At 46.1% G+C, this 19,076-nt stretch carries 16 protein-coding genes; 10 read left to right on the top strand and 6 right to left on the bottom strand.

The window, feature by feature from the left end; all coding sequences use genetic code 11:
* The first annotated feature begins 123 nt into the window (after positions 1–123).
* On the top strand, positions 124–465 hold the full coding sequence (locus tag MKY87_RS21160) for a DUF4190 domain-containing protein (RefSeq protein ID WP_221818952.1): 342 nt from the start codon (positions 124–126) through the stop codon (positions 463–465).
* A 129-nt stretch (positions 466–594) separates the two neighbouring features.
* On the opposite strand, the gene MKY87_RS21165 is transcribed toward MKY87_RS21160, so the two are convergent.
* The gene (locus MKY87_RS21165) at positions 595–2,781 is read right to left on the bottom strand and encodes a YhgE/Pip domain-containing protein (RefSeq protein ID WP_340967511.1); all 2,187 of its coding nucleotides are present in this window, start codon (positions 2,779–2,781) and stop codon (positions 595–597) included.
* Between the two features lie 59 nt (positions 2,782–2,840).
* Entirely contained in the window at positions 2,841–3,437 is a 597-nt protein-coding gene (locus MKY87_RS21170) for a TetR/AcrR family transcriptional regulator (RefSeq protein WP_105600910.1), read from the bottom strand.
* 306 nt (positions 3,438–3,743) lie between these two features.
* Here MKY87_RS21170 and MKY87_RS21175 point away from each other — a divergent pair, with 306 nt between their 5' ends.
* Both MKY87_RS21175 and MKY87_RS21180 read left to right on the top strand, forming a co-directional pair.
* The gene (locus tag MKY87_RS21175; protein ID WP_036606359.1) at positions 3,744–4,106 is read left to right on the top strand and encodes a hypothetical protein; all 363 of its coding nucleotides are present in this window, start codon (positions 3,744–3,746) and stop codon (positions 4,104–4,106) included.
* Positions 4,107–4,209: 103 nt separating this feature from the next.
* Entirely contained in the window at positions 4,210–4,746 is a 537-nt protein-coding gene (locus MKY87_RS21180) for a hypothetical protein (RefSeq protein ID WP_338591490.1), read from the top strand.
* A 99-nt stretch (positions 4,747–4,845) separates the two neighbouring features.
* Here MKY87_RS21180 and MKY87_RS21185 read toward each other — a convergent pair whose 3' ends face one another.
* Positions 4,846–6,582 carry a methyl-accepting chemotaxis protein gene (locus MKY87_RS21185; RefSeq protein ID WP_340967512.1) on the bottom strand — a complete coding sequence of 579 codons (1,737 nt, stop codon included), beginning with the start codon at positions 6,580–6,582 and terminating at the stop codon, positions 4,846–4,848.
* Between the two features lie 466 nt (positions 6,583–7,048).
* Here MKY87_RS21185 and MKY87_RS21190 point away from each other — a divergent pair, with 466 nt between their 5' ends.
* The gene (locus MKY87_RS21190) at positions 7,049–9,022 is read left to right on the top strand and encodes a CotH kinase family protein (protein WP_340966054.1); all 1,974 of its coding nucleotides are present in this window, start codon (positions 7,049–7,051) and stop codon (positions 9,020–9,022) included.
* A gap of 109 nt (positions 9,023–9,131) precedes the next feature.
* Here the strand turns inward: MKY87_RS21190 and MKY87_RS21195 are convergent, their stop codons facing one another.
* The gene (locus MKY87_RS21195; protein ID WP_340909828.1) at positions 9,132–9,290 is read right to left on the bottom strand and encodes a hypothetical protein; all 159 of its coding nucleotides are present in this window, start codon (positions 9,288–9,290) and stop codon (positions 9,132–9,134) included.
* A 306-nt stretch (positions 9,291–9,596) separates the two neighbouring features.
* Between MKY87_RS21195 and MKY87_RS21200 the strand changes: the two genes are divergently transcribed.
* The gene (locus tag MKY87_RS21200; RefSeq protein ID WP_340966056.1) at positions 9,597–11,285 is read left to right on the top strand and encodes a methyl-accepting chemotaxis protein; all 1,689 of its coding nucleotides are present in this window, start codon (positions 9,597–9,599) and stop codon (positions 11,283–11,285) included.
* Positions 11,286–11,320: 35 nt separating this feature from the next.
* Entirely contained in the window at positions 11,321–11,965 is a 645-nt protein-coding gene (locus MKY87_RS21205; protein ID WP_340909824.1) for a Vat family streptogramin A O-acetyltransferase, read from the top strand.
* A gap of 332 nt (positions 11,966–12,297) precedes the next feature.
* Here the strand turns inward: MKY87_RS21205 and MKY87_RS21210 are convergent, their stop codons facing one another.
* Both MKY87_RS21210 and MKY87_RS21215 read right to left on the bottom strand, forming a co-directional pair.
* Entirely contained in the window at positions 12,298–12,570 is a 273-nt protein-coding gene (locus tag MKY87_RS21210; RefSeq protein ID WP_124117202.1) for an HU family DNA-binding protein, read from the bottom strand.
* A 97-nt stretch (positions 12,571–12,667) separates the two neighbouring features.
* Complete coding sequence (locus tag MKY87_RS21215; RefSeq protein WP_017690333.1) at positions 12,668–12,868, bottom strand: cold-shock protein; 201 nt, start codon at positions 12,866–12,868, stop codon at positions 12,668–12,670.
* 168 nt (positions 12,869–13,036) lie between these two features.
* Here MKY87_RS21215 and MKY87_RS21220 point away from each other — a divergent pair, with 168 nt between their 5' ends.
* From MKY87_RS21220 to MKY87_RS21235, 4 genes are all read left to right on the top strand, one after another.
* Positions 13,037–13,939, top strand: coding sequence for a tyrosine-type recombinase/integrase (locus MKY87_RS21220; protein ID WP_340966058.1), 903 nt, complete (start codon positions 13,037–13,039; stop codon positions 13,937–13,939).
* 339 nt (positions 13,940–14,278) lie between these two features.
* Complete coding sequence (locus MKY87_RS21225) at positions 14,279–16,012, top strand: response regulator (RefSeq protein WP_340966059.1); 1,734 nt, start codon at positions 14,279–14,281, stop codon at positions 16,010–16,012.
* Positions 16,013–16,038: 26 nt separating this feature from the next.
* Positions 16,039–17,835: a sensor histidine kinase gene (locus tag MKY87_RS21230; RefSeq protein WP_340966061.1), complete on the top strand. Its 1,797-nt coding sequence runs from the start codon at positions 16,039–16,041 to the stop codon at positions 17,833–17,835.
* Positions 17,813–18,988 (top strand): substrate-binding domain-containing protein, encoded by a 1,176-nt coding sequence (locus tag MKY87_RS21235; protein WP_340966064.1) that lies wholly within the window; start codon positions 17,813–17,815, stop codon positions 18,986–18,988. The genes MKY87_RS21230 and MKY87_RS21235 overlap by 23 nt, the downstream gene beginning before the upstream one ends.
* Positions 18,989–19,076: the final 88 nt, after the last annotated feature.

Raw genomic sequence — 19,076 nt, forward strand, 5'->3', positions numbered from 1 at the left:
CGTGTCCGGGGATGATGGAAATAAAATAAATCTAATGGTAATTCATAATTAACACAATATGGATATTATTTTTCCTATTAATCAATTATAATGAACATACTTAAAGAATAGGGAGGATTTACCTTGGAACATCGCGAAAATGATGTGGATCGTTATTATAATGACACATTGCCACCACCGCCTTATGTAGTACCAAAGACCAATAGTAAGTCAATTGTATCACTAGTTTTGGGGATTCTGTCCGTCACGATTCCTTACGTGGGAATTTTAATCGGCATCGTCGCGATTATATTTGCATCTTTAGCCTTCAAAGAGATCAGAGTTCGCATGGAGCAAGGCAGAGGATTAGCCATTGCTGGACTTGTTTGTGGAATCATCGGTACAGCGATGTATGTATTACTTATTTTGCTCGTGCTATTGTTTAGTTTCGCTATCTCAAGTTCTGAAATTTACTCTACATACTAGAAATATGAAGTTAGCAAACTTAGATTGTAGCTAAAACTAAAAAAAGCAAAGGCGTACCTTAGCCGACACCCCTTGTTGTCCAGAAGAGGGTGGAGCTTAGGTACACGCCTTTGCTTTTTATTTTACTTTTTATAGGTCAAGTACGACCTCACCGCTAACGTCCTCAACCTCACGGGTGCGATGCACCATGAAATACGTTAAGGTTCCTCCAAGCCCAATCACAGCAAAGATGCACAGAATCCCGATCTGATCCCAAGCCACGCCGAACTGTCCACTTGAGATGACTGCTTTATAACCCGTTACCGAATAGGTCATAGGCAGCCAAGGGTTGAATACTTTCAGCCAATTGGGAATCAGTTCGAGCGGGAAGGTGCCCGCGCTGGTCGTAAGTTGGAAGATCAGCATCAGAATAGCAATGAAACGACCCGGATTCTCCAGCCATGTCACCAGTGCCTGAATGATGTACATGAAGCTTAGACTGGTAACAAAGCTGAACAAGAGGAACAATGGAACGCTCTGAACATTCAGACCCAAGCCATACAAGACCAGCCATGAAGCAAGCAGGGACTGCACTGCACTCATGAGCGTGAAAGCCAGCGTTTTACTCACAAAACGATTCCAGTCACTTGCCTCACTAACCGTGCTGCCTCGTGTTGGCACTACCAATGTGGCAATCAATGCCCCGACAAACAGTCCGAGTGAAAGGAAGTATGGCGAGAACCCTGTACCATAGTTAGGTACCTCATTATATTTATGCTCATCGACCTGAACAGGCTCTGCATACATGGTTACCAGTTCATCGGTCTTTTTTACACTACCCGTCTGCTCAGCCGCTTCATTCAGCTTGGTGGCAAGTTCGCCAGAGCCGTCTGTTAGCTTAAGCGTACCTTCTTTCAATTGACCAGCACCGTCATCCAGCTTATGTGAACCATCTGAAAGGGTGGAGATGCCATCTGTAAGCTGGCTTACACCGGCAACCAACTTGCCTGCACCAGCATCCAATTGACCTGAACCATCCGCAAGTTTGGCTCCCCCAGATGCTGCTTCGGATAATTTGGAATTGAATTGTTGTAGACCCGTTGCAAGCTTTTCTTGTCCGGCAGACAACTGCGTAGCTCCTTGTACCAATTGTTGTTCACCCTGTACCAACTGACTGCTGCCTTGATGTAGTTGCTGTTGTGCAGCATACAGGTTTTGGCTGCCTACCACTAATTGCTGTCCACCCTGATACAGCTGTTCACTGCCTGCCGCTACGGCCTGACTAGCTGCTAGTAGCTGCTGCACAGTAGGACTTGCGGCAAGTTCCGGACTGGCTTCAGCTAATTGGGCAAGCCCTTGCGCAACCACTTTGGCACCCTCGCTAACTTTGCCACTGCCTTCAACAGAACTTTGCAGCCCAGCAGTCAGTTTTGCACTGCCTTCCTCGGAAGCCGCCAGTCCTGCATCCAGCTTGGCTGCGCCTTCCTGAGCAGATTGAAGGCCAGCCTGTAGCTGTTTGCCGCCTGTTTCAGCCTTGGTTGCACCGTTACCAAGCTTCGTGCCTGCTGCCGCCAATTGGGACAATCCATCGGACAGGGCACTCGCGCCAGTATGAAGATCACCTATGCCATGGGCGAGCGTAGTCGTACCTTCTTTTAACGGAACTACGCCCGTTTCCAGCTTGTCGGTGCCTGCCGCCAGTTTGGACAGGTTCTCTTTTAATGTAGCAGCACCCTCATCCAGCGTGATCGCACCATCATGAATCTGACCTGCGCCATCCCCGGCATCCGCCAAACCGCCAGAGATTTTTTCGACCTGATCCAATAGCGTTTCGGTATACGATTCTGTGACTTTGGCAGCGACCTTGGAGCGAATTTGTTTGACCGCCGTGCCGCCAATCTGACCTGCGAGGAAGTTGTATCCTTCATTGGGTTCATAGATCAGATCGGCCGGTTGCGGGTGATCTTCCATCAGAGTTGTAGCTTTTGCTGAAAAATCTTCTGGGATCACGATGGTCATGTAATACTTGTCGTCTTCCATACCTTGTTCTGCTTGTTCACGAGTCACGAATTGCCAGTCGAAATCATTACTTTTTTTCAATTCATCGACCAGATTCTGACCGACCTCCAGTGATTTGTCGTTGTAGACTGCACCCTGATCCGTGTTGACCACGGCCACAGGTAACTCATTCATTTTGCCATAGGGGTCCCAGAATGCGTTCAGGAACAGGCCACTATACAGTACCGGAATGAACAGTACAACGAGAATCGGAATAAATACTTTTGGTTTCTTGAAGGCGGACTTCAGATCCTGCCCAAATACGTGGAATGATTTCATCATGTTCTCTCCCTATCCTTACGCTAATCCGTTTGTTCTATCTCTATTATGTGTTGAATCTAGTGGCATGCCTTTCTCGAGGTGGGGGATAAGCCATTCTTGAGAAAGAGGCCCACAAAATCCTTGATCTGATCTTTGTGCAACGTAGGATGCGCTTTGTTCCAATCTGAGGTTAAGGTGACATACAGCTTCAGCAGGACAAAAGAAACCAGCTTGGGATCGTCCCTGCGAATCTGCTCCAACTCCATGGCACGGCTCACCTGCCGCTCCAGATATTCAAGAATGGCTGTCTCCACTTTCTGCAGACCTTCCTTGGCCTGCGGCGTACCGAACTCGTTGACCTCCTGAAAGAGCTTGATCAACAGCTCATGTTCCTCCCGGTACTCCAGCAAAGAATCCATACTCATATGCACGTTATCCAGAAAGGAGTTCTCTTCCTTCACCGTCTGCTCTGTAATCTGTCTCATATCCGCAATGATCGAGCGCAGAATCTCGCTGAACAGTTCTTCTTTATTTTCGAAAAAAGTATAGATCGTTCCCTTGCCCACATTGGCAAGTCTCGCAACCTGCTCCATCGTTGTGGCCTTATAGCCAAACAAGGCAAAGGATTTCTCGGCAGAGTCCATCACCTGTTGCCTTCGATCTATCGTTTTCATCGCATATACACCTCCTTGTAGATTGAAAGGATAATAGTAAGGTAAACCCTTTATTGACCGTTTTACTATTGCGGTCAGTTGGTCGTTAACAAATGTAGCACTTAAACAGGGAATAAGGATGTGAGCTTTGTCATAATGTGGGCTGGGGGAGGAAAACAATAAATGAGTAGAGGAAAGTATGGATGAGGAGTTACTATAATATGGAAAAGTGCTATATATATCAGTTATAGAGTTGAATAGCTATAATAGCAAAGGGTGGCGAAGAAACAGTAAATATTAAAATACAGCAAAGAATGAGGAGTACGTATGGAACACGTTTTATGGACGATCTATCTTGGATTGCTTGGCACAGCATCACTCTCGTATCTTATTAAAGGAAAGTATAAGTCTAAACTTAGCAAAATCGATTTTGTCGTATCCGTTATTACATGGATAGGGTTGCTAGGATATGTAACGGAAACAGCTATTTTAAATCCTTCTTTGTGGAAATTTATTACTGTGACAGCTCTGTTATGGGATGTATTATTCGCAATGCTTTTAAAGGATAACGAAGGGGAAGAGATTTTGGATGGATTACCAATTATGACGAGGAGAGTTTGGATGTTGATAACATTAGTTATCGCGATTGGACCTCTATACTATGGGCTGTTTAGATATGCTTTCTCTTAAGTGGAGAACTTCTTATATATTTTATTAATAATGTAACTTAATGGTACAATTCTGCGTCCAAACTCTAAGAGCCAGATTATATTAGAGTGAGAGGAGGTCTACTTTGAAATATTTCTCCTACCTCCTGATGATGTGTCTTGTCCTAATGGGTTGTTCCGATTCATCATTGGAAAGCAACGACACAGCACCAGACCGAATTCAAAGAGAAGGACAGACGATGACGGCAACCAGGCAATTGGGTGAATATGAACTCCGATTAAGTGTCCAACAATTTGGTGATCACGACTTCACTTTTAAACCGGGGATAAGGTATAGGGGACAAGATGCCAACCACGAGATTTTCCATTCGAAACAGCTTTTCGATATTGATCTTCAAATGGATGGAAAGACGCTTCTCCCGCCGAGGTCAAGTACCAGTGAAGAATTGGCAACCGAATTAAAGAAAGATAGCTGGTATTCAGAAGAAGTTGAAATAATCCTTACACCGGAGCAGGTTCAATATATATCGAATGGTGAGGCCGATCTTATTCTTAATGCTGGATTTCGATCCGAACAATCTGGCTACAATGACGAGAAAAAGATGATTATAAGTGGGGAAGACATACTGTTTAAACAAGTAGATGCTGATCAAAAGGAATAAAACACCTGATAACAACAAAAAACCAAGGCTTCGAGTTAGTCACTCATGAGCCTTGGTTTTTTACTGTGTCTTATTACTTTTATCTGTATCCTATTAATTCTATTCTGCGCGTACTTTAAAGAATGAGATCAGTTCTTGAAGTTGCTCGGATACAACCGAGAGCTCATCGGAGGCACTCACAATGGCTGCCATGGAGGCTTCCTGCTCATCAATTGACTGCTCAATTTGTTTACTGCTGCTTGCTGCCTTACTGACATTGGCAGACAGTTCATCGGCCGTGGCAGACATTTCCTGTGTGCTTGCCGAGATTTCTTCAGTAGAACTGGAGATATCCTGAATCTGGTTTGCAACTTTATTCGTAGCAGTCAGAATATTCTCGAAGAATACACCAGTCTCTTGGGTAACTTCCAAGCCTTTGGTGACTTCCTTGGAACCCAACTGCATCGCTTCCGAAGACTGCATGATATCCCGCTGAATTTCTTCAATTAACTGTCGAATTTGCTTCGCTGATTCCTGAGATTGCTCTGCCAGGTTACGTACCTCGCCTGCAACAACGGCAAAACCTCTTCCTTCTTCACCTGCGCGGGCCGCCTCAATCGATGCGTTAAGTGCAAGCAAGTTGGTTTGTCCGGCAATCTCCGTAATCACGTTAACAATGTTGCTAATCTGGTTCGAGTTATTTTCCAAAGACTGAATCGAGTTTGACGTATTTTGCACCGCACCGGAGATCAGGCGCATCTGCTCAATGACTTGTTGCATCACCACATTACCTGTGCTGGAGCGCTGCTCCATGCTGAGTGCTTCATCTGCCACATCGGCTGAGCTGCTGGCGATCGTCTGCACTACCGTTGACATCTCTGTCATGGCACGTGCGTTCTCCACAGTGGCTTTGTCTTGTGACACCAGTCCAGTAGATATTTCTCGAATATTGGTGCTGATGGATTGAATGTTCACATTATTTTTCTCGGAAATGCCCAGTAGTTGTTTGGAAGATTCCGAGAGGTGATGTGAAGTATTCTGTACTTTATAGATGGTTGTATTGAAGCGATGGATCATCGCATTAAACTTCTCGTTGATGATACCCAGATCATCTCGCCCGGTATCGATGGTTACGTCCAGATTACCCGTGCTGACTTCTTCGATCCCTTTCATCAGATTGCGGATCGGAAGCAACGTTCTTTTCAGCAAAATGAATTGTAACACCATGAACAGGATCAGGAAACCGATCAGGAACATCAAACCGTACGTAAGCAGTTTGTTCAGACCTTTTGGAACGGCACTTGCATCTACATCGAAGTAAAGAGCAGCGTACATGGAGCCATCTGCGTTATTAATCGGATAGATCAGAGTGGTCCAGGTTCCGTACTCATCCGTGTAGAAATCACTGAAGGCAGGCTTTCCGTCCTTTTTCATCTGTTCCAGCACTACGACGTTATTCTGAGGCAGCGGGTACATGGCACCTGCAGGCAGATTACCTTCCTCGAATGGTTGCAACAGGTTCGTTGGAATCGCGATGATGGACGTTCCGTTTCCTTGCTCAAGTTCTGAACCAAAAATGTACGCTTGCGCGATGTTTGGATAGAATTCATGGATGGAATCGAGATAAGCTTTCATTTCCAGCTGTACAGGACCGGAATAGCTTTTTTCCTTAGCCGCTTCTGCCACTTTGGCAGTGTCGAGATCATCGTACCATTTCTGGGTGATGACGGTAGCCTGGTCGTGCAACTGTTCAACCAAGATGTTTTTTTGCAATTGATACGCGGCAGTAATCAGGATTACTCCGATCAACATGATGCTGCCGAATGAAATCACCAAATTTTTGATGAAGAAAGGCATGGTACTCCAGCGAAGCTTATTAAACAAGATGGTTCACTCCTTCTACGATTGTGACGAAGGACTTATCCTGGGTGTTGTACACGCTATGTAATTGTTGACTTAAAAACTGTGAAATCGTCCCTAAAACACTGTCTGATCAAATTCTCTTTTGACTCTAAAAGCTTTTCGTAATGAGTTTTGCTATTCACGTATATGAACTCCAGGTAAGTTCTACTCTTCAGATATATCGTTATATAGGCATATTAATGTTAGATATTTGCAACAAAATAGGACTTATGAACCGGTTCCAAGGTTATAATTGCGCTTTTTTTCATTATGTTTCTTGTATATCCATGAAAATTTCATAGTGATACATACTATTTATTTTTGTGGTTTATCGCGTTTAAGATTCACTAAAGGTTCATCTCCTAACATGTTTACATAAGCCACAGTTGCTTAACAGAAACCAAGAAGGAGGATTCATCACTTGAATATTTTATTACGAAAAGCTGCAGTAACGGCATTATCCGTGACCATGGTAACGTCATCTTTTGGCCTGATTGCAAGTCCGAATGCGGCATATGCTGCAGAAAGTACAGCGACAACTACGAGTGCAGGCGTGACGCAAGCTTATGAATCGTTGTTCCAGACGGATAACGTCATTGACGTGAATGTAACAATTGATGATGCAGACTGGAAGAGTATGCTCGAAAGTCCGCTGGATAAGGATTACAAGAATGTTAGTGTGGAAGTGGATGGCAACAAGCTGGACAACGTTGGTTTCTCCACCAAGGGTAATCTGACCCTGAAAGCCGTATCTTCAATGGAAGATTCGGACCGTTACAGCTTCAGACTGAAGTTTGATAAATACGATAAAACACAAACCCTGCTTGGACTGGATAAAATGGTTCTGAACAATAATTATGCCGATCCATCATACATGCGTGAAGTTCTTCATTATGAAGCACTGCGCAGCATTGGCATGGATGTACCGATGACGAACTATGTTAATCTGTATGTTAATGGCGAGCTGGTGGGTTTCTATACTGGCGTTGAAGCAGTGGATGATAGCTATCTGGAGCGCAATTACGGTGAGGATTACGAAGAAGGCGTCCTCTATGATACGGATGAGAAGAGTTATCTTCAATATGAAGAGGGCAGTGACTACAGTACAATCACCAAAGACTTGGGTACGGATAAGGACAAAGCCAAACTCAAAACCTTCATCCAAACGCTGAACGAGATGCCAGAAGGTGAAAAAGGCGATATTGAAAGTGTGCTGGACGTAGATTCAGCACTTCAATATATTGCAGGCAACATGGTTTTTGGCAACTATGACAGCTATAACGGCGACAAAGGACACAACTACATGCTCTACAGTGATGCCGATGGCAAGTTCACCGTTGTTCCTTGGGACTTTAACATGTCCTTCAATGGGTACTCGGGTGGAGGCGGACGTGGCACAACAACCGGATCAACCACGACCAACACCAACGCAACAAACGTATCTGTGGACGAGCCCGTACTGGGCATTAGCATGGAAAATGTACCGATGATTAATAACCTGCTTGCTGTGCCGGAGTATAAAGAAAAATATTTGAGCTACGTCAATGAACTGACGGACTATATGGAAGGCATTCAGGATCGTATTACTGGCCTTGCCAATGAGATTCGTCCTTATGTAGAAGCAGATCCTACGAAATTCTATACGACAGAACAATTTGAATCCAACATTGCTTATTCTGCAAATGCAGATGCAGCAGGTGGTATGGGCGGTACTCCACCAGAAGGATTTGAGGGAATGACCCCACCTGAGGGTATGGAAGGCATGACGCCGCCTGAAGGTTTTGAAGGACTGACACCTCCAGATGGGACAACACCTCCGACTCAGCCGGGTGCTACAACTGGAAACGGTACAACAGATGCAACAACGGGTACAGATAATACGCAGACACGCCCTGGCGGTAACTTTGGAGGCGGAGGTATGGGCTCCATGGCAGCCGGATCACTGACGACATTTGCCCTGAATCGTCTTGCGAACCTACAAGAGCAACTTGGACGTGAAGTAACACCGCTGCCTGAGACTTCGGAAGAGACAGGTTCGAATACCTCATCCGGAACAAACGACAAAACCATTACCGTAACACTCGATGGTAAATCGATCACATTCCCGGATCAGGACCCGCTGCAGCAAAGTGGCCGAGTGATGGTGCCTGTGAACGCAATCCTCGAAGCGATGGGTGCAGAAGTGACTTGGGACAAAACGGCGAAGACGGTAACAGCAGTTCTGAATGATCAGACCCTTGTGCTCAAGATCGGAAGCAGCACCGCAACCGTAAATGGAGAGACACTCGAAATTGATGCACCAGCGATCATTCAAAACAGTCGCACACTCGTGCCTGTACGCTTCATCTCAGAAGGACTGGGACTTACCGTGGACTGGGATCAAACCGCTGCATAAGTAAGCCTTACATCCAAATAAGAAATATCTCCTGTAGAACAACGTTATTGTATGGAGAATAAGAAAAGGGATTCGATGGTCAGATCGAATCCCTTTTTGCTCTGCTTTTTCAGGTTAGACGGAGGGAACCGTTAGCGATTAGCTGAGCAATCGTGTACAGATCCTCTGATGTCGGGAATTTGGAATTAAACTTGGCTGTAACGCCATACTGCGCTGCTTTTTCGGCAGAAGGCAGTTGAGTTAACGATACCAGTTTGCCCCCAGGCACTTAAATATGTGGTTGGCAACATAAATGAGCTGAAATATTTTTAGTACTACCTTCTATATGAATTTAGACATATCCAATTTCTCTTTCTAGATTGTTTAAATTTCCAGACAGCAGATCATTCTCACATAATTACGGAGAAAGAGGAAAAACTTTGATTTTTAATTTCAATTACTGTGATAAATGTCACTGAAATATTATAAATATTGTGAACTCTCCTACCGATAAGACTATAGTGATATTCGAAACGGAATCGAAATTGGCTTGAATATCCCCACAATTACATAGGGAAAAGGGTGGCTCACACACATGCGAAGCATGAGCATCGGTACCAAAATCAGTTTGATCGTTATCAGTATATTTATCGTCTTCTCATCAGCCGTGGCGGTAAGTGTAATCCTGGAAATGAGGCAGGGGATCACGACGTTTGCTACAGAGAAGGCAAAGCGAGATTTGGAGATGGCGAATCGTATCATTACATATAAGCATCCAGGAGATTGGGCCATTAAGGACGGACAATTATTCAAAGGAGATACCGCACTGGAAGGTAACTTTGAACTTGTGGATGAGATTGGAGAAGCATCCGGGGACACGGTAACGATCTTCCGAGGTGACGAACGTGTTGCTACGAATGTTATGGTGGACGGGGAGCGTGCTGTCGGCACGAAGGTATCAGACGAGGTCGCCCAGACCGTTTTGCAGCAAGGAGAAAAATACTTTGGTGAAGCCGTGGTTGTGGGTCAGAAATATCAGACGGCCTATGAACCAATCAAGAACGCATCCGGAGAGATTATCGGAATTTTCTATGTTGGTGCTTCTCAATCATTAATTGATGTGATTATCTCCTCGTTCCTCAAGACATTCCTGATCGTATTCCTGCTTGCAATGTTGGTCGCAATTACCCTGATCCTGCTGTACGTTCGCAGGGTGAGAGCAAGAATCGAACGGGTCTCTGTGGCGATTAAACGTGCGGGGACGGGCGATTTTACACAGCCGGTTGTGGACAACGTCCAAGACGAGATTGGTATGCTGGGTGCGGGATACAATGAGATGAGAAGCAATCTGCAGGTCATCATTCAGGGTGGACTTCAGGCTGCAGAGAAAGCAGAGCATTCGACCGGGCTACTACTGAAGATTGCGGATCAAACGGCCAAAGAATCATCGCAAATAGCATCCTCCGTTGAACAAGTCGCACAAGGAGCCGAGAGCCAGACAATTAGTACGGAAGAAAATCTGCAGGCTATGGAAGAAGTGGCGATAGGCGTACAACGTATGGCGGACAAGGCCTCCAGCATCTCGGACGCTGCTTTGTATTCACGCAAACAGGCAGAAACCGGAGGTGAAGAGGTGCAACTTACCGTTCAGCAGATGTCTACGATTGAATCTTCCGTTACCACAACGGATGAAGTCATTCGTATGCTGGAAGGGAAGTCGGCACAGATTAGTCAGATGGTTTCCACCATTCATGAGATTGCAAATCAAACGAATCTGCTCGCCCTCAATGCATCCATTGAAGCGGCAAGAGCAGGGGAGCATGGCAGAGGATTTGCCGTGGTATCTACCGAGGTTCGTAAACTGGCTGAACAAGCTGGAGAATCTTCAGATCGTATTGAAGAACTCGTCGAAGCCATGGAGCAAGATATGCAGCAATCGTTATCGGCCATGTCGAGAGTGAAGGACGAAGTGCAAGAAGGACTGCGCTTGACCCGGGAAACGGAACAAAACTTCAGCCTGATCCGGGATACAAACCTGCGTATTGCTACAGAGATTGAGGACATGGCTGCGACGAGTGAAGAGATGTCCGCAGGCGTTGAACAGATCGTAGCTTCTGTGCATGAGATCGCTCGCCATGCGCAGACGGCCAGTACCAATTCACAGCAGGCTGCCAGATCTGTTCATGAACAGCTCCAGTCAGTAGAGCAGATCAAGGCATCTGCGGCTATTTTGTCCGATGTGTCGACAGAGCTCCAGAACTCACTTAGTCCGTTTAAGATTTAATATCTGTTACAATAGGGAAAAGGAGGGACTACAATATGGCCCCTGATAAAACAAAACTTTTCCCAAATGAGAATATCCGTACGGTATGTTACATTCAAAACCTGCCGCCGCGTTCCAACGTGGACATTGGTGATTATACGTATTATAGCGATAACACAAATCCGCCAGAGCAATTCTATGACCGGATACAGCATCATTATGACTTTATTGGTGATCGCCTGGTCATTGGCAAGTTCTGTGCAATTGCGGAAGGTGTGACATTCATTATGAATGGCGCGAATCATCGGATGGAGGGTATGACCACGTATCCATTCAATATTTTTGGTGGAGGATGGGAGCGTGTGACACCTACACTGGAACAACTTCCATATAAGGGTGACACGGTACTGGGGAACGATGTATGGCTTGGACAACATGTGACGATCATGCCTGGTATCACGATTGGAGACGGGGCAATCGTTGCCTCCAATTCAACCGTTGTTAAGGACATTGAACCCTATACGATTGTTGGTGGTAATCCAGCCAAGACTGTTAAAAAGCGTTTTGACGAAGAGACGATTGCACTGCTGCTGGAATTGAAGTGGTGGGATCAGGATGAGGAATGGCTGGATACGCATTTGGAACGCCTTGTCTCTACATATGATCTACAGATCGTGCGCGAACTTCTGAACAGCAAATAGGATGGTTGTGTATAAAAGACAAAAAAGCTGGTTCCTGACGGAGCCGGCTTCCAAGCAAATCAGGCCCTGGACCGTTTTGAGCGGATCAGGGCCTCTTGTTGTCCAAGATGAAATGTTAATTTAGCGGGTGGGTGGTCGTAGGTTGCAATCAGACTGTACTGATGGGGGCTTTAAATGAGTATGAGCTTCTGCATGATCCGAGTTTGTCTGTTTGCCTGAATAAAAGTTAATGATATCATCAACGGTAGTAAACACGACATTTAAATCCATATTATCATTGTGTGTTTGAATAAAAACCTCTTTTCAATGGGTTGTTACGTTTGTTACGTGGTTTAATTTAAAGCTTCTTTCATGCTTAAGCCTGCTGTGAATACAGGAACTTTACCTGCAGGTAGTTGAATTTCTTTGCCTGTTCTCCGACTTCTTCCCGTTCTTGCCTCACGCTTTTGTACTTCGAATTTCCCAAATCCAACCACTTGAACTTCTTTACCTTCTTTGAGAGCTTCGAGAATCGAATCCAGTACAACGGTTACAGCTTTTTCAGCATTCTTCTTGGAGAAACCGCCAGCCTTAGCTACTTCTGTGATCAATTGTTCTTTATCCATGGGAATACCTCGCTTTCATTCTTGGGATGTGAAACTTTGCTGTGACACCTATGAGTAAATAAAAAGCTGCCTTATTAATAAGGCAGCTTTCATATAATTAAAGTTTAGTAACGTTCTCAGCTTGTGGTCCACGGTTACCTTGAGTTACTTCAAATTGAACGCGTTGACCTTCGTCCAAAGATTTGTAACCTTCACCTTGAATTGCACTGAAATGAACGAATACGTCTGTTCCTTCTTCAGTTTCGATAAAGCCGAATCCTTTATCCGCGTTGAACCATTTCACTGTACCTGTTTGCATGTGATTCCTCCAAAAAATAAGTTTTTAGCCGATCATTATGACGAGTATAATTTAAAATTGACACTCACCTGGTGCATTTAAACCACGAACTTGATGTCCGCTAATGTATCGATTAATATTATAATACCATGTCCGCTAATATAAGTCAAGATTTGGAGGTATTTTCTAATGAATCAGTCATCAGGCATATCGGTGCAGCGGGAACCGACGATAGAAGAATTCATTCATATGCTTACCAATGAGGATGGATTGCATCCCAAAACCGTGAAGGAATATGCAAGTGATCTGAAGCACTTTATCGAATGGTACAAGGAAAGCACCATGCTTAGCGAAGAAATGACATTGCGAATCGAAGACGTAGATACATCCACTTTAGTCAACTATCGCGAAGATGCACACAAAGTTATGTTATTGAAGCCAGCCACCATTAACCGGAGGTTGATTACGCTGAAGCGTTTTTTCAAATGGGCTGTCTTGGAATCCAGGCTCAGTCATGACCCTTCCAAACCATTAAAATTCATTCCGGAAGACAAAGTCAGTCCACGCCGAATGACATCTGAAGAAGAGCAGGCATTCCTCGCGGCAGTGGAGAACGGTAACTCCCTTCGTGATCAGACCATCTTGACCCTTATGTTTCACACAGGCTTGCGAACGATGGAGGTATGCAACCTCAAGCCTCATGATATCGAACTAGGTAGACGAAGCGGTCACCTGACAGTTAGAGCCGATAAACGCAACGTGCAACGTATGATCCCTTTGAATATGCAGTGTATTGTAATGTTGAATCAGTACTTTTCTGATCTAGCTACCGATACTGCTTACCTTTTCCCTTCAGAGAAGACAAACGATCGTTTAACGGAGAGAGCATTGCGCCACCTGATTAAAAAAGTAATGATAGCAGCAGGGCTGGAAGGACTGAGTTCACACGACCTGCGTCATCGTTTTGGCTACGCCATGGCTGAGCATACGCCACTGCACCGCTTGGCCGAGATAATGGGACACACCAACCCAGATACAACAATGATTTATTTTAAAGCATTAAGTTCGAATCATCGTAGAGAACAAGAATGATGACTCTGAATTATAGTCAGAATCAAAACACCTCTTATTAGAAGTACTTCGAAATTTCCCGTGTTTGTATTACTTTAACCTACGCTTAGCATTCATATACTATCCTACCCATTTCACTTAGGCAGTGCCCGACAGGGTTGCCTTACCTCTATTAAAGAAAGCGATTACATATCCCTGATAATATTGTATATTATGATGGCAACCTTGGAACAAATCAACATGATCCCTTTGCATTTTGCTTTAATTCGGTGTGTAATAAGAAATCAAATGATTCACAATGCTACATATATTATTCGTTGCTAGGGCATAAGGCTCGTCATAAAAGGGAGGAATCCAATCGTGTACCGGGTACTGCTGGTGGATGATGAAGAAGATGTGCGTGAAGGACTTGTTGTAGAGGTCGATTGGGAAGCGCTCGATCTGCGGATTGTCGGTTTGGCTGAGAATGGGCGGGAAGCATTGGAGATGGCGGAGCGGGTAGAGCCGGATATTGTGGTGACGGATATCAGCATGCCATTCATGAATGGTCTGGAACTCGCGCAAAGATTGAGGAAGCGTAATCCACTCGTGAAGGTGGTCATTTTGACTGGATATGATGAATTTGATTATGCGAGGCAAGCCATCTCGTTAAGTGTGGATGAATATCTGTTGAAGCCGTTCTCGGCAGGACACCTCACCGAATTGCTCACAAGACTGCGCGCCCAGATGGCGGCTGAAGTAGCCGAGCGTGAAGATGTACAGCAACTGCGTGAGCACTATCATACCAGCTTGCCCTTACTGCAGGCAGATCTGATGGCGACCTTGCTCCATCGGCAGAAATCTTCGACATATATTCATAGTAAAGCCAAACAATGCGGATTGGATCTGACAGGAGAACGTTATGGTGTGTCCGTATTGACACTGCATATGGAAGGAGATGTGCAGCAGGAGAAACCTGAGGGAGTATTCAACGAGCTATCACAGCGACATAATCAAACTACATCTGAGGTAGCGGATCAGTCTGAGATATTCGTTCCCGGAGTCTCCTTGCGTCAATCTGAGGATGCTGAACTGAAACGCTTTGCTGCACTTAACATTGCGGCAGAAGTCTGGGCGGAGCATGGGGCTGGTCATGCCTTTATGCATCAGGAGACGATTGTCCTGCTCTATGTGGATCGTTCGGGCGGTACAGATGGAGCGAAGCGGCAACAGAAGGCATTGGAAAATGTGATGCGCAGCATCAACCACTACTTACGTATCCCGGCTACGGTGGGATCTGGTCAGATTGTGGATACCCTTGCGGATGTGAATCAGGCCTATGAAGATGCCCTGCTGGCATTGGATTATCGGCTTGTGCCCGGGACGGATTCAATCATATACATCGCGGACGTGGAGCGACAGACAGCGGGCAAACTGCGGTTCGACGAGTTGAAGCAGCAGACGCTGACACGTTGTCTGAAGGCTGGTACGCAGGCAGAGCTGGAGGAAGCACTTGCGATCATTTTCCGGGAAATTACCGTGGAGCACGGGCGAAGTGATATTCAGCTTTATTTAATTGAAGTATTAACAACGGTATGGAAGGCAGCACAGGCATCAGGGGAAGAAATGGAAGACATCTTTGGTGCAGGGTTCCAGTTGTATGCGGATTTGTTCCGACTGCCGGGTCTTACTGAGGCACAGAAGAAGGTACGGGAGGTCTGTCTACTCGTACAACATCGCATTGCCAGCGGTCGCCAGCATGTATACAAGGATATTGTTGAGCAGGCATTAGTCTTCACCAAAGAGCATTATGCCGACCCGGACCTGTCCATTCAGAAGGTGTGCGGACATCTGCATATCAGCTCCGGTTATTTTTGTGGCATTTTCAAAAAAGAAGTGCAACTTACCTTCCTGCAGTACCTGATGCAGATCCGGATGGAGGCAGCGCGTGAACTGCTTCGCTCGACAGAGCTGAAGTCATTTGAGATTGCGGAGCAGGTTGGCTTTGCTGAACCCAATTACTTCAGTTTTTGTTTCAAAAAACATATTGGCGTCTCGCCCAAAGAATATCGTAAACAGGCTTCTCAGACGGCAAGTGAAGGTTCGATCCGATGAAGTTCTTGTCCAGATGGGTGAAGTCCATGGGACCTCAATTACGCTCTCGTCTGCGTTCGTCCAGAGTCAGCAGTATCCGGTTTATTATTACGTGGTCCTTCTCTGTCTTCATCGTTCTGGTGTTGACCATCATGGCGATGCTTCTGCATGACAAGTTCACGCAGGCTGCCGAGCGAAGTGCGGAACTGACGACGAGACAGATTGTGGATCAGGTCAGTTATAACCTGGAGGATTACGTCCGCAGTATGTCTCATCTGTACCGTGCCATTGAGGAACACATGCTGCGTGACGGGACATGGGAAGGGGAACTGGTGGACAAACAGCTCGACACACTGCTCAGCAGTCGTGAAGATATTATCTCGATTACTCTGCTCGATTCCACGGGGAAATTGCTCAAGAACCGACCTACAGCCGAATTAAAACCGAGTGCCCATGTGACACAGCAAGGGTGGTTTCAGTCTGCGCTTCGTGTGCCGGATCACCTGAGTTTCTCGTTACCTCATATTCAGAACATGTACACAGGCCCATATAAATGGGTCGTTTCCATGAGCAAAGGCATAACGATACGGCAAAATGGTCAGGATCGGCAGGTTATCCTGCTGGTCGATATCAATTTCAAACAGATGGATGAACTGAGCCGTCGGGTCAGTCTGGGGCAACGAGGATACGTGTATATCATCGATGAGAGTGCAGGCAATATCGTGTACCATCCGCAGCAGCAATTGATGTATATGGGACTCAAAAGCGAGAATATCGAACAGGCTTTAGTGGCTTCCGGTAGTTACGAAGATGAAGCAGATGGACAGAAAAGACTGAATACCGTAAAGTCCGTTGCCAATATCGGCTGGAAAATCGTTGGTGTTGCTTATCTGGATGAGATTATGACAACGCGTCAGGAAGTGAACGGATATCTCATTCGTGTATTGGTCGTTGTACTGGTGCTGGTCATTCTTGTCTCGCTGTTCTTATCCTCCAGTCTGACTCGTCCGATTCGGCGAATGGAACGTAAGATGAAGGCCGTAGAGCGCGGGGATTTCAACGTGGAGTTGCCTATTGAAGGGCCACTGGAAGTGGAACGTTTATCCCGTCGCTTCAACCTGATGGTCAATAAAATCCGAACCCTGATGGATGAGATCATCCACGAACAGGAACAGAAGCGGCGTCTGGAGCTGGAAGCCTTGCAGGCCCAGATTAATCCACATTTTCTATACAATACGCTGAATTCCGTGGTTCGCATGGTAGGTATGAGCCGTAATGAGGAAGTGATCACGATGATCACGTCTCTTTCGCGCCTGTTCCGCATCAGTCTCAGTCAAGGTAAAACGATTATCACGATCAGGGAAGAGCTGGAGCATGCGCAGCATTATTTGACGATTCAGCAGATGAGGTTCAAGCGCAAATTCAACTTTACGATTAAGGCCGATGATACGCTCCTGGAATGCCTTACATTAAAACTGGTGCTGCAACCCCTGATTGAGAACGCCATTGTTCATGGCATTGAGTACCACATGGACGAAGGAAGTATTGAGGTTGATGTTTATCGTGAGGACAACAAGCTGGTATTTCGCATTACAGATAATGGGGTCGGCATGACGGAAGAACAGATGTCGGGATTACTAAGTGGTCGTCCTGTGGTCAAAAGCGGTGCAGGCTCCGGCGTAGCGGTGCGCAACGTCCATGACCGAATCCGGCTCTATTATGGGGAGGGCTTCGGACTTGAATTTGCAAGTGAGCTGGAAGAAGGCACCACCGTCTGGATTCGGATCCCCATTCAATTGCAGCAGAAGGAGGGCGAGCCTTATGGCAGACAACCAAGTGAATAGGCACGATGACCATAGAGTTAAAGGATTGAATATTCGTACTTTTTGGAAAGAGGTTGCTGCGAGCTTCCGTGGAATTCGGAAACGTCGGTTAGTAACCCTGACAGCTGCAAGCTGCTGCTGTCTACTCATATGCAGCGCCTGTGGCTTATCGAGTCCCGATGCTACGGCAGTACCGCCACGTATCGCACTGATTACGCCAGCTGGGACAGGGGAACTTGCGGAAGCTATCCGGCTCGGCGCCGAAGCGGCTGCCAAAGAGAGTGGAGCGGAACTGATGACCGTGGAGGCATACCCTTCCGAGGGTCATATGTACACACCTGCCATTCCGGACTCCGTGGGTAGTCAGTTACAGGTTAAGCAGGCCAAAGCGGGACGTGGAACGTTGTCTCGCAGTGTGCGGGAGCAGGCTCAGGTGGAAGCCGCGGCATTGGCTCTGAAGCAGGGAGCATCAGCTCTATTAGTCGATCCTTTGAGCGAGAAGGCGCTTAGCGACATTGTTCAGGAGGCGCAGGCAATGAATTCGGATGGAGCCATCATTCCGGTCATTGTGCTTAACGATGAATTTCCCGTGAAAGGCATCACCAGCGTCATCTCCATGGATAATGTGGAGGCTGGACGGCAGGCAGGGCAGGCCATGGCGGAGCTGTTGGAAGGGAAAGGGCATGTTGCCTTATTGGGGCCGGACCCTCTTAATTCTGGTCTGATTCAGAGAGAGCAGGGGGTTATGGAAGCCTTGGAACAGTATCCTGATATTCAGGTGGAACCCAAATCGATATGTAATACACGAGATGGATGTTGGCAGACTGCAAAGCAATTGCTGGACCAGCAGGAGGTGGATGGCTTCATTACTCTTCAGGAACCTGCTTCTCTGGGAGCAGCAGATGAACTGAATCGACGCAAATCTACGGACAAGGTGAGGATTGTTGGATTCGGCAGTGAACAACAGCAACTGGAGCAATTGCAAGAAGGGGTCTTTGATCATCTCATCGTCCAGAATGGATACAGTGCAGGTTATCTGGGATTGAATCAAGCCGTTGCGCGGCTGAACAATCAACAGGTGCAAGCGAGAGTGTTGCTTGAGACCAAGCTGGTTAGTACCGACAATATGTTCTGGATGGATAACCAGAAGCTGTTGTTTCCTTTTGTACAATGAATGAATGTTGGAACGAATGCTGAATGAAGAAATTAAAGTGTTTGTTAACTTGAGGAAGATTTCGATAGAACAGGTGAAGATATTGTAT

This window comes from Paenibacillus sp. FSL R7-0198 (assembly GCF_038000415.1).
Classification (GTDB): Bacteria; Bacillota; Bacilli; order Paenibacillales; family Paenibacillaceae; genus Paenibacillus.

What these genes read in the sequence shown, in the direction of transcription:
- MKY87_RS21165 (WP_340967511.1), bottom strand. Translation starts at nt 2,781, where the DNA reads ATGAAATCATTCCACGTATTTGGGCAGGATCTGAAGTCCGCCTTCAAG.
- MKY87_RS21170 (WP_105600910.1), bottom strand. Translation starts at nt 3,437, where the DNA reads ATGAAAACGATAGATCGAAGGCAACAGGTGATGGACTCTGCCGAGAAA.
- MKY87_RS21175 (WP_036606359.1), top strand. Translation starts at nt 3,744, where the DNA reads ATGGAACACGTTTTATGGACGATCTATCTTGGATTGCTTGGCACAGCA.
- MKY87_RS21185 (WP_340967512.1), bottom strand. Translation starts at nt 6,582, where the DNA reads ATGCCTTTCTTCATCAAAAATTTGGTGATTTCATTCGGCAGCATCATG.
- MKY87_RS21200 (WP_340966056.1), top strand. Translation starts at nt 9,597, where the DNA reads ATGCGAAGCATGAGCATCGGTACCAAAATCAGTTTGATCGTTATCAGT.
- MKY87_RS21205 (WP_340909824.1), top strand. Translation starts at nt 11,321, where the DNA reads ATGGCCCCTGATAAAACAAAACTTTTCCCAAATGAGAATATCCGTACG.
- MKY87_RS21210 (WP_124117202.1), bottom strand. Translation starts at nt 12,570, where the DNA reads ATGGATAAAGAACAATTGATCACAGAAGTAGCTAAGGCTGGCGGTTTC.
- MKY87_RS21215 (WP_017690333.1), bottom strand. Translation starts at nt 12,868, where the DNA reads ATGCAAACAGGTACAGTGAAATGGTTCAACGCGGATAAAGGATTCGGC.
- MKY87_RS21220 (WP_340966058.1), top strand. Translation starts at nt 13,037, where the DNA reads ATGAATCAGTCATCAGGCATATCGGTGCAGCGGGAACCGACGATAGAA.
- MKY87_RS21230 (WP_340966061.1), top strand. Translation starts at nt 16,039, where the DNA reads ATGGGACCTCAATTACGCTCTCGTCTGCGTTCGTCCAGAGTCAGCAGT.
- MKY87_RS21235 (WP_340966064.1), top strand. Translation starts at nt 17,813, where the DNA reads ATGGCAGACAACCAAGTGAATAGGCACGATGACCATAGAGTTAAAGGA.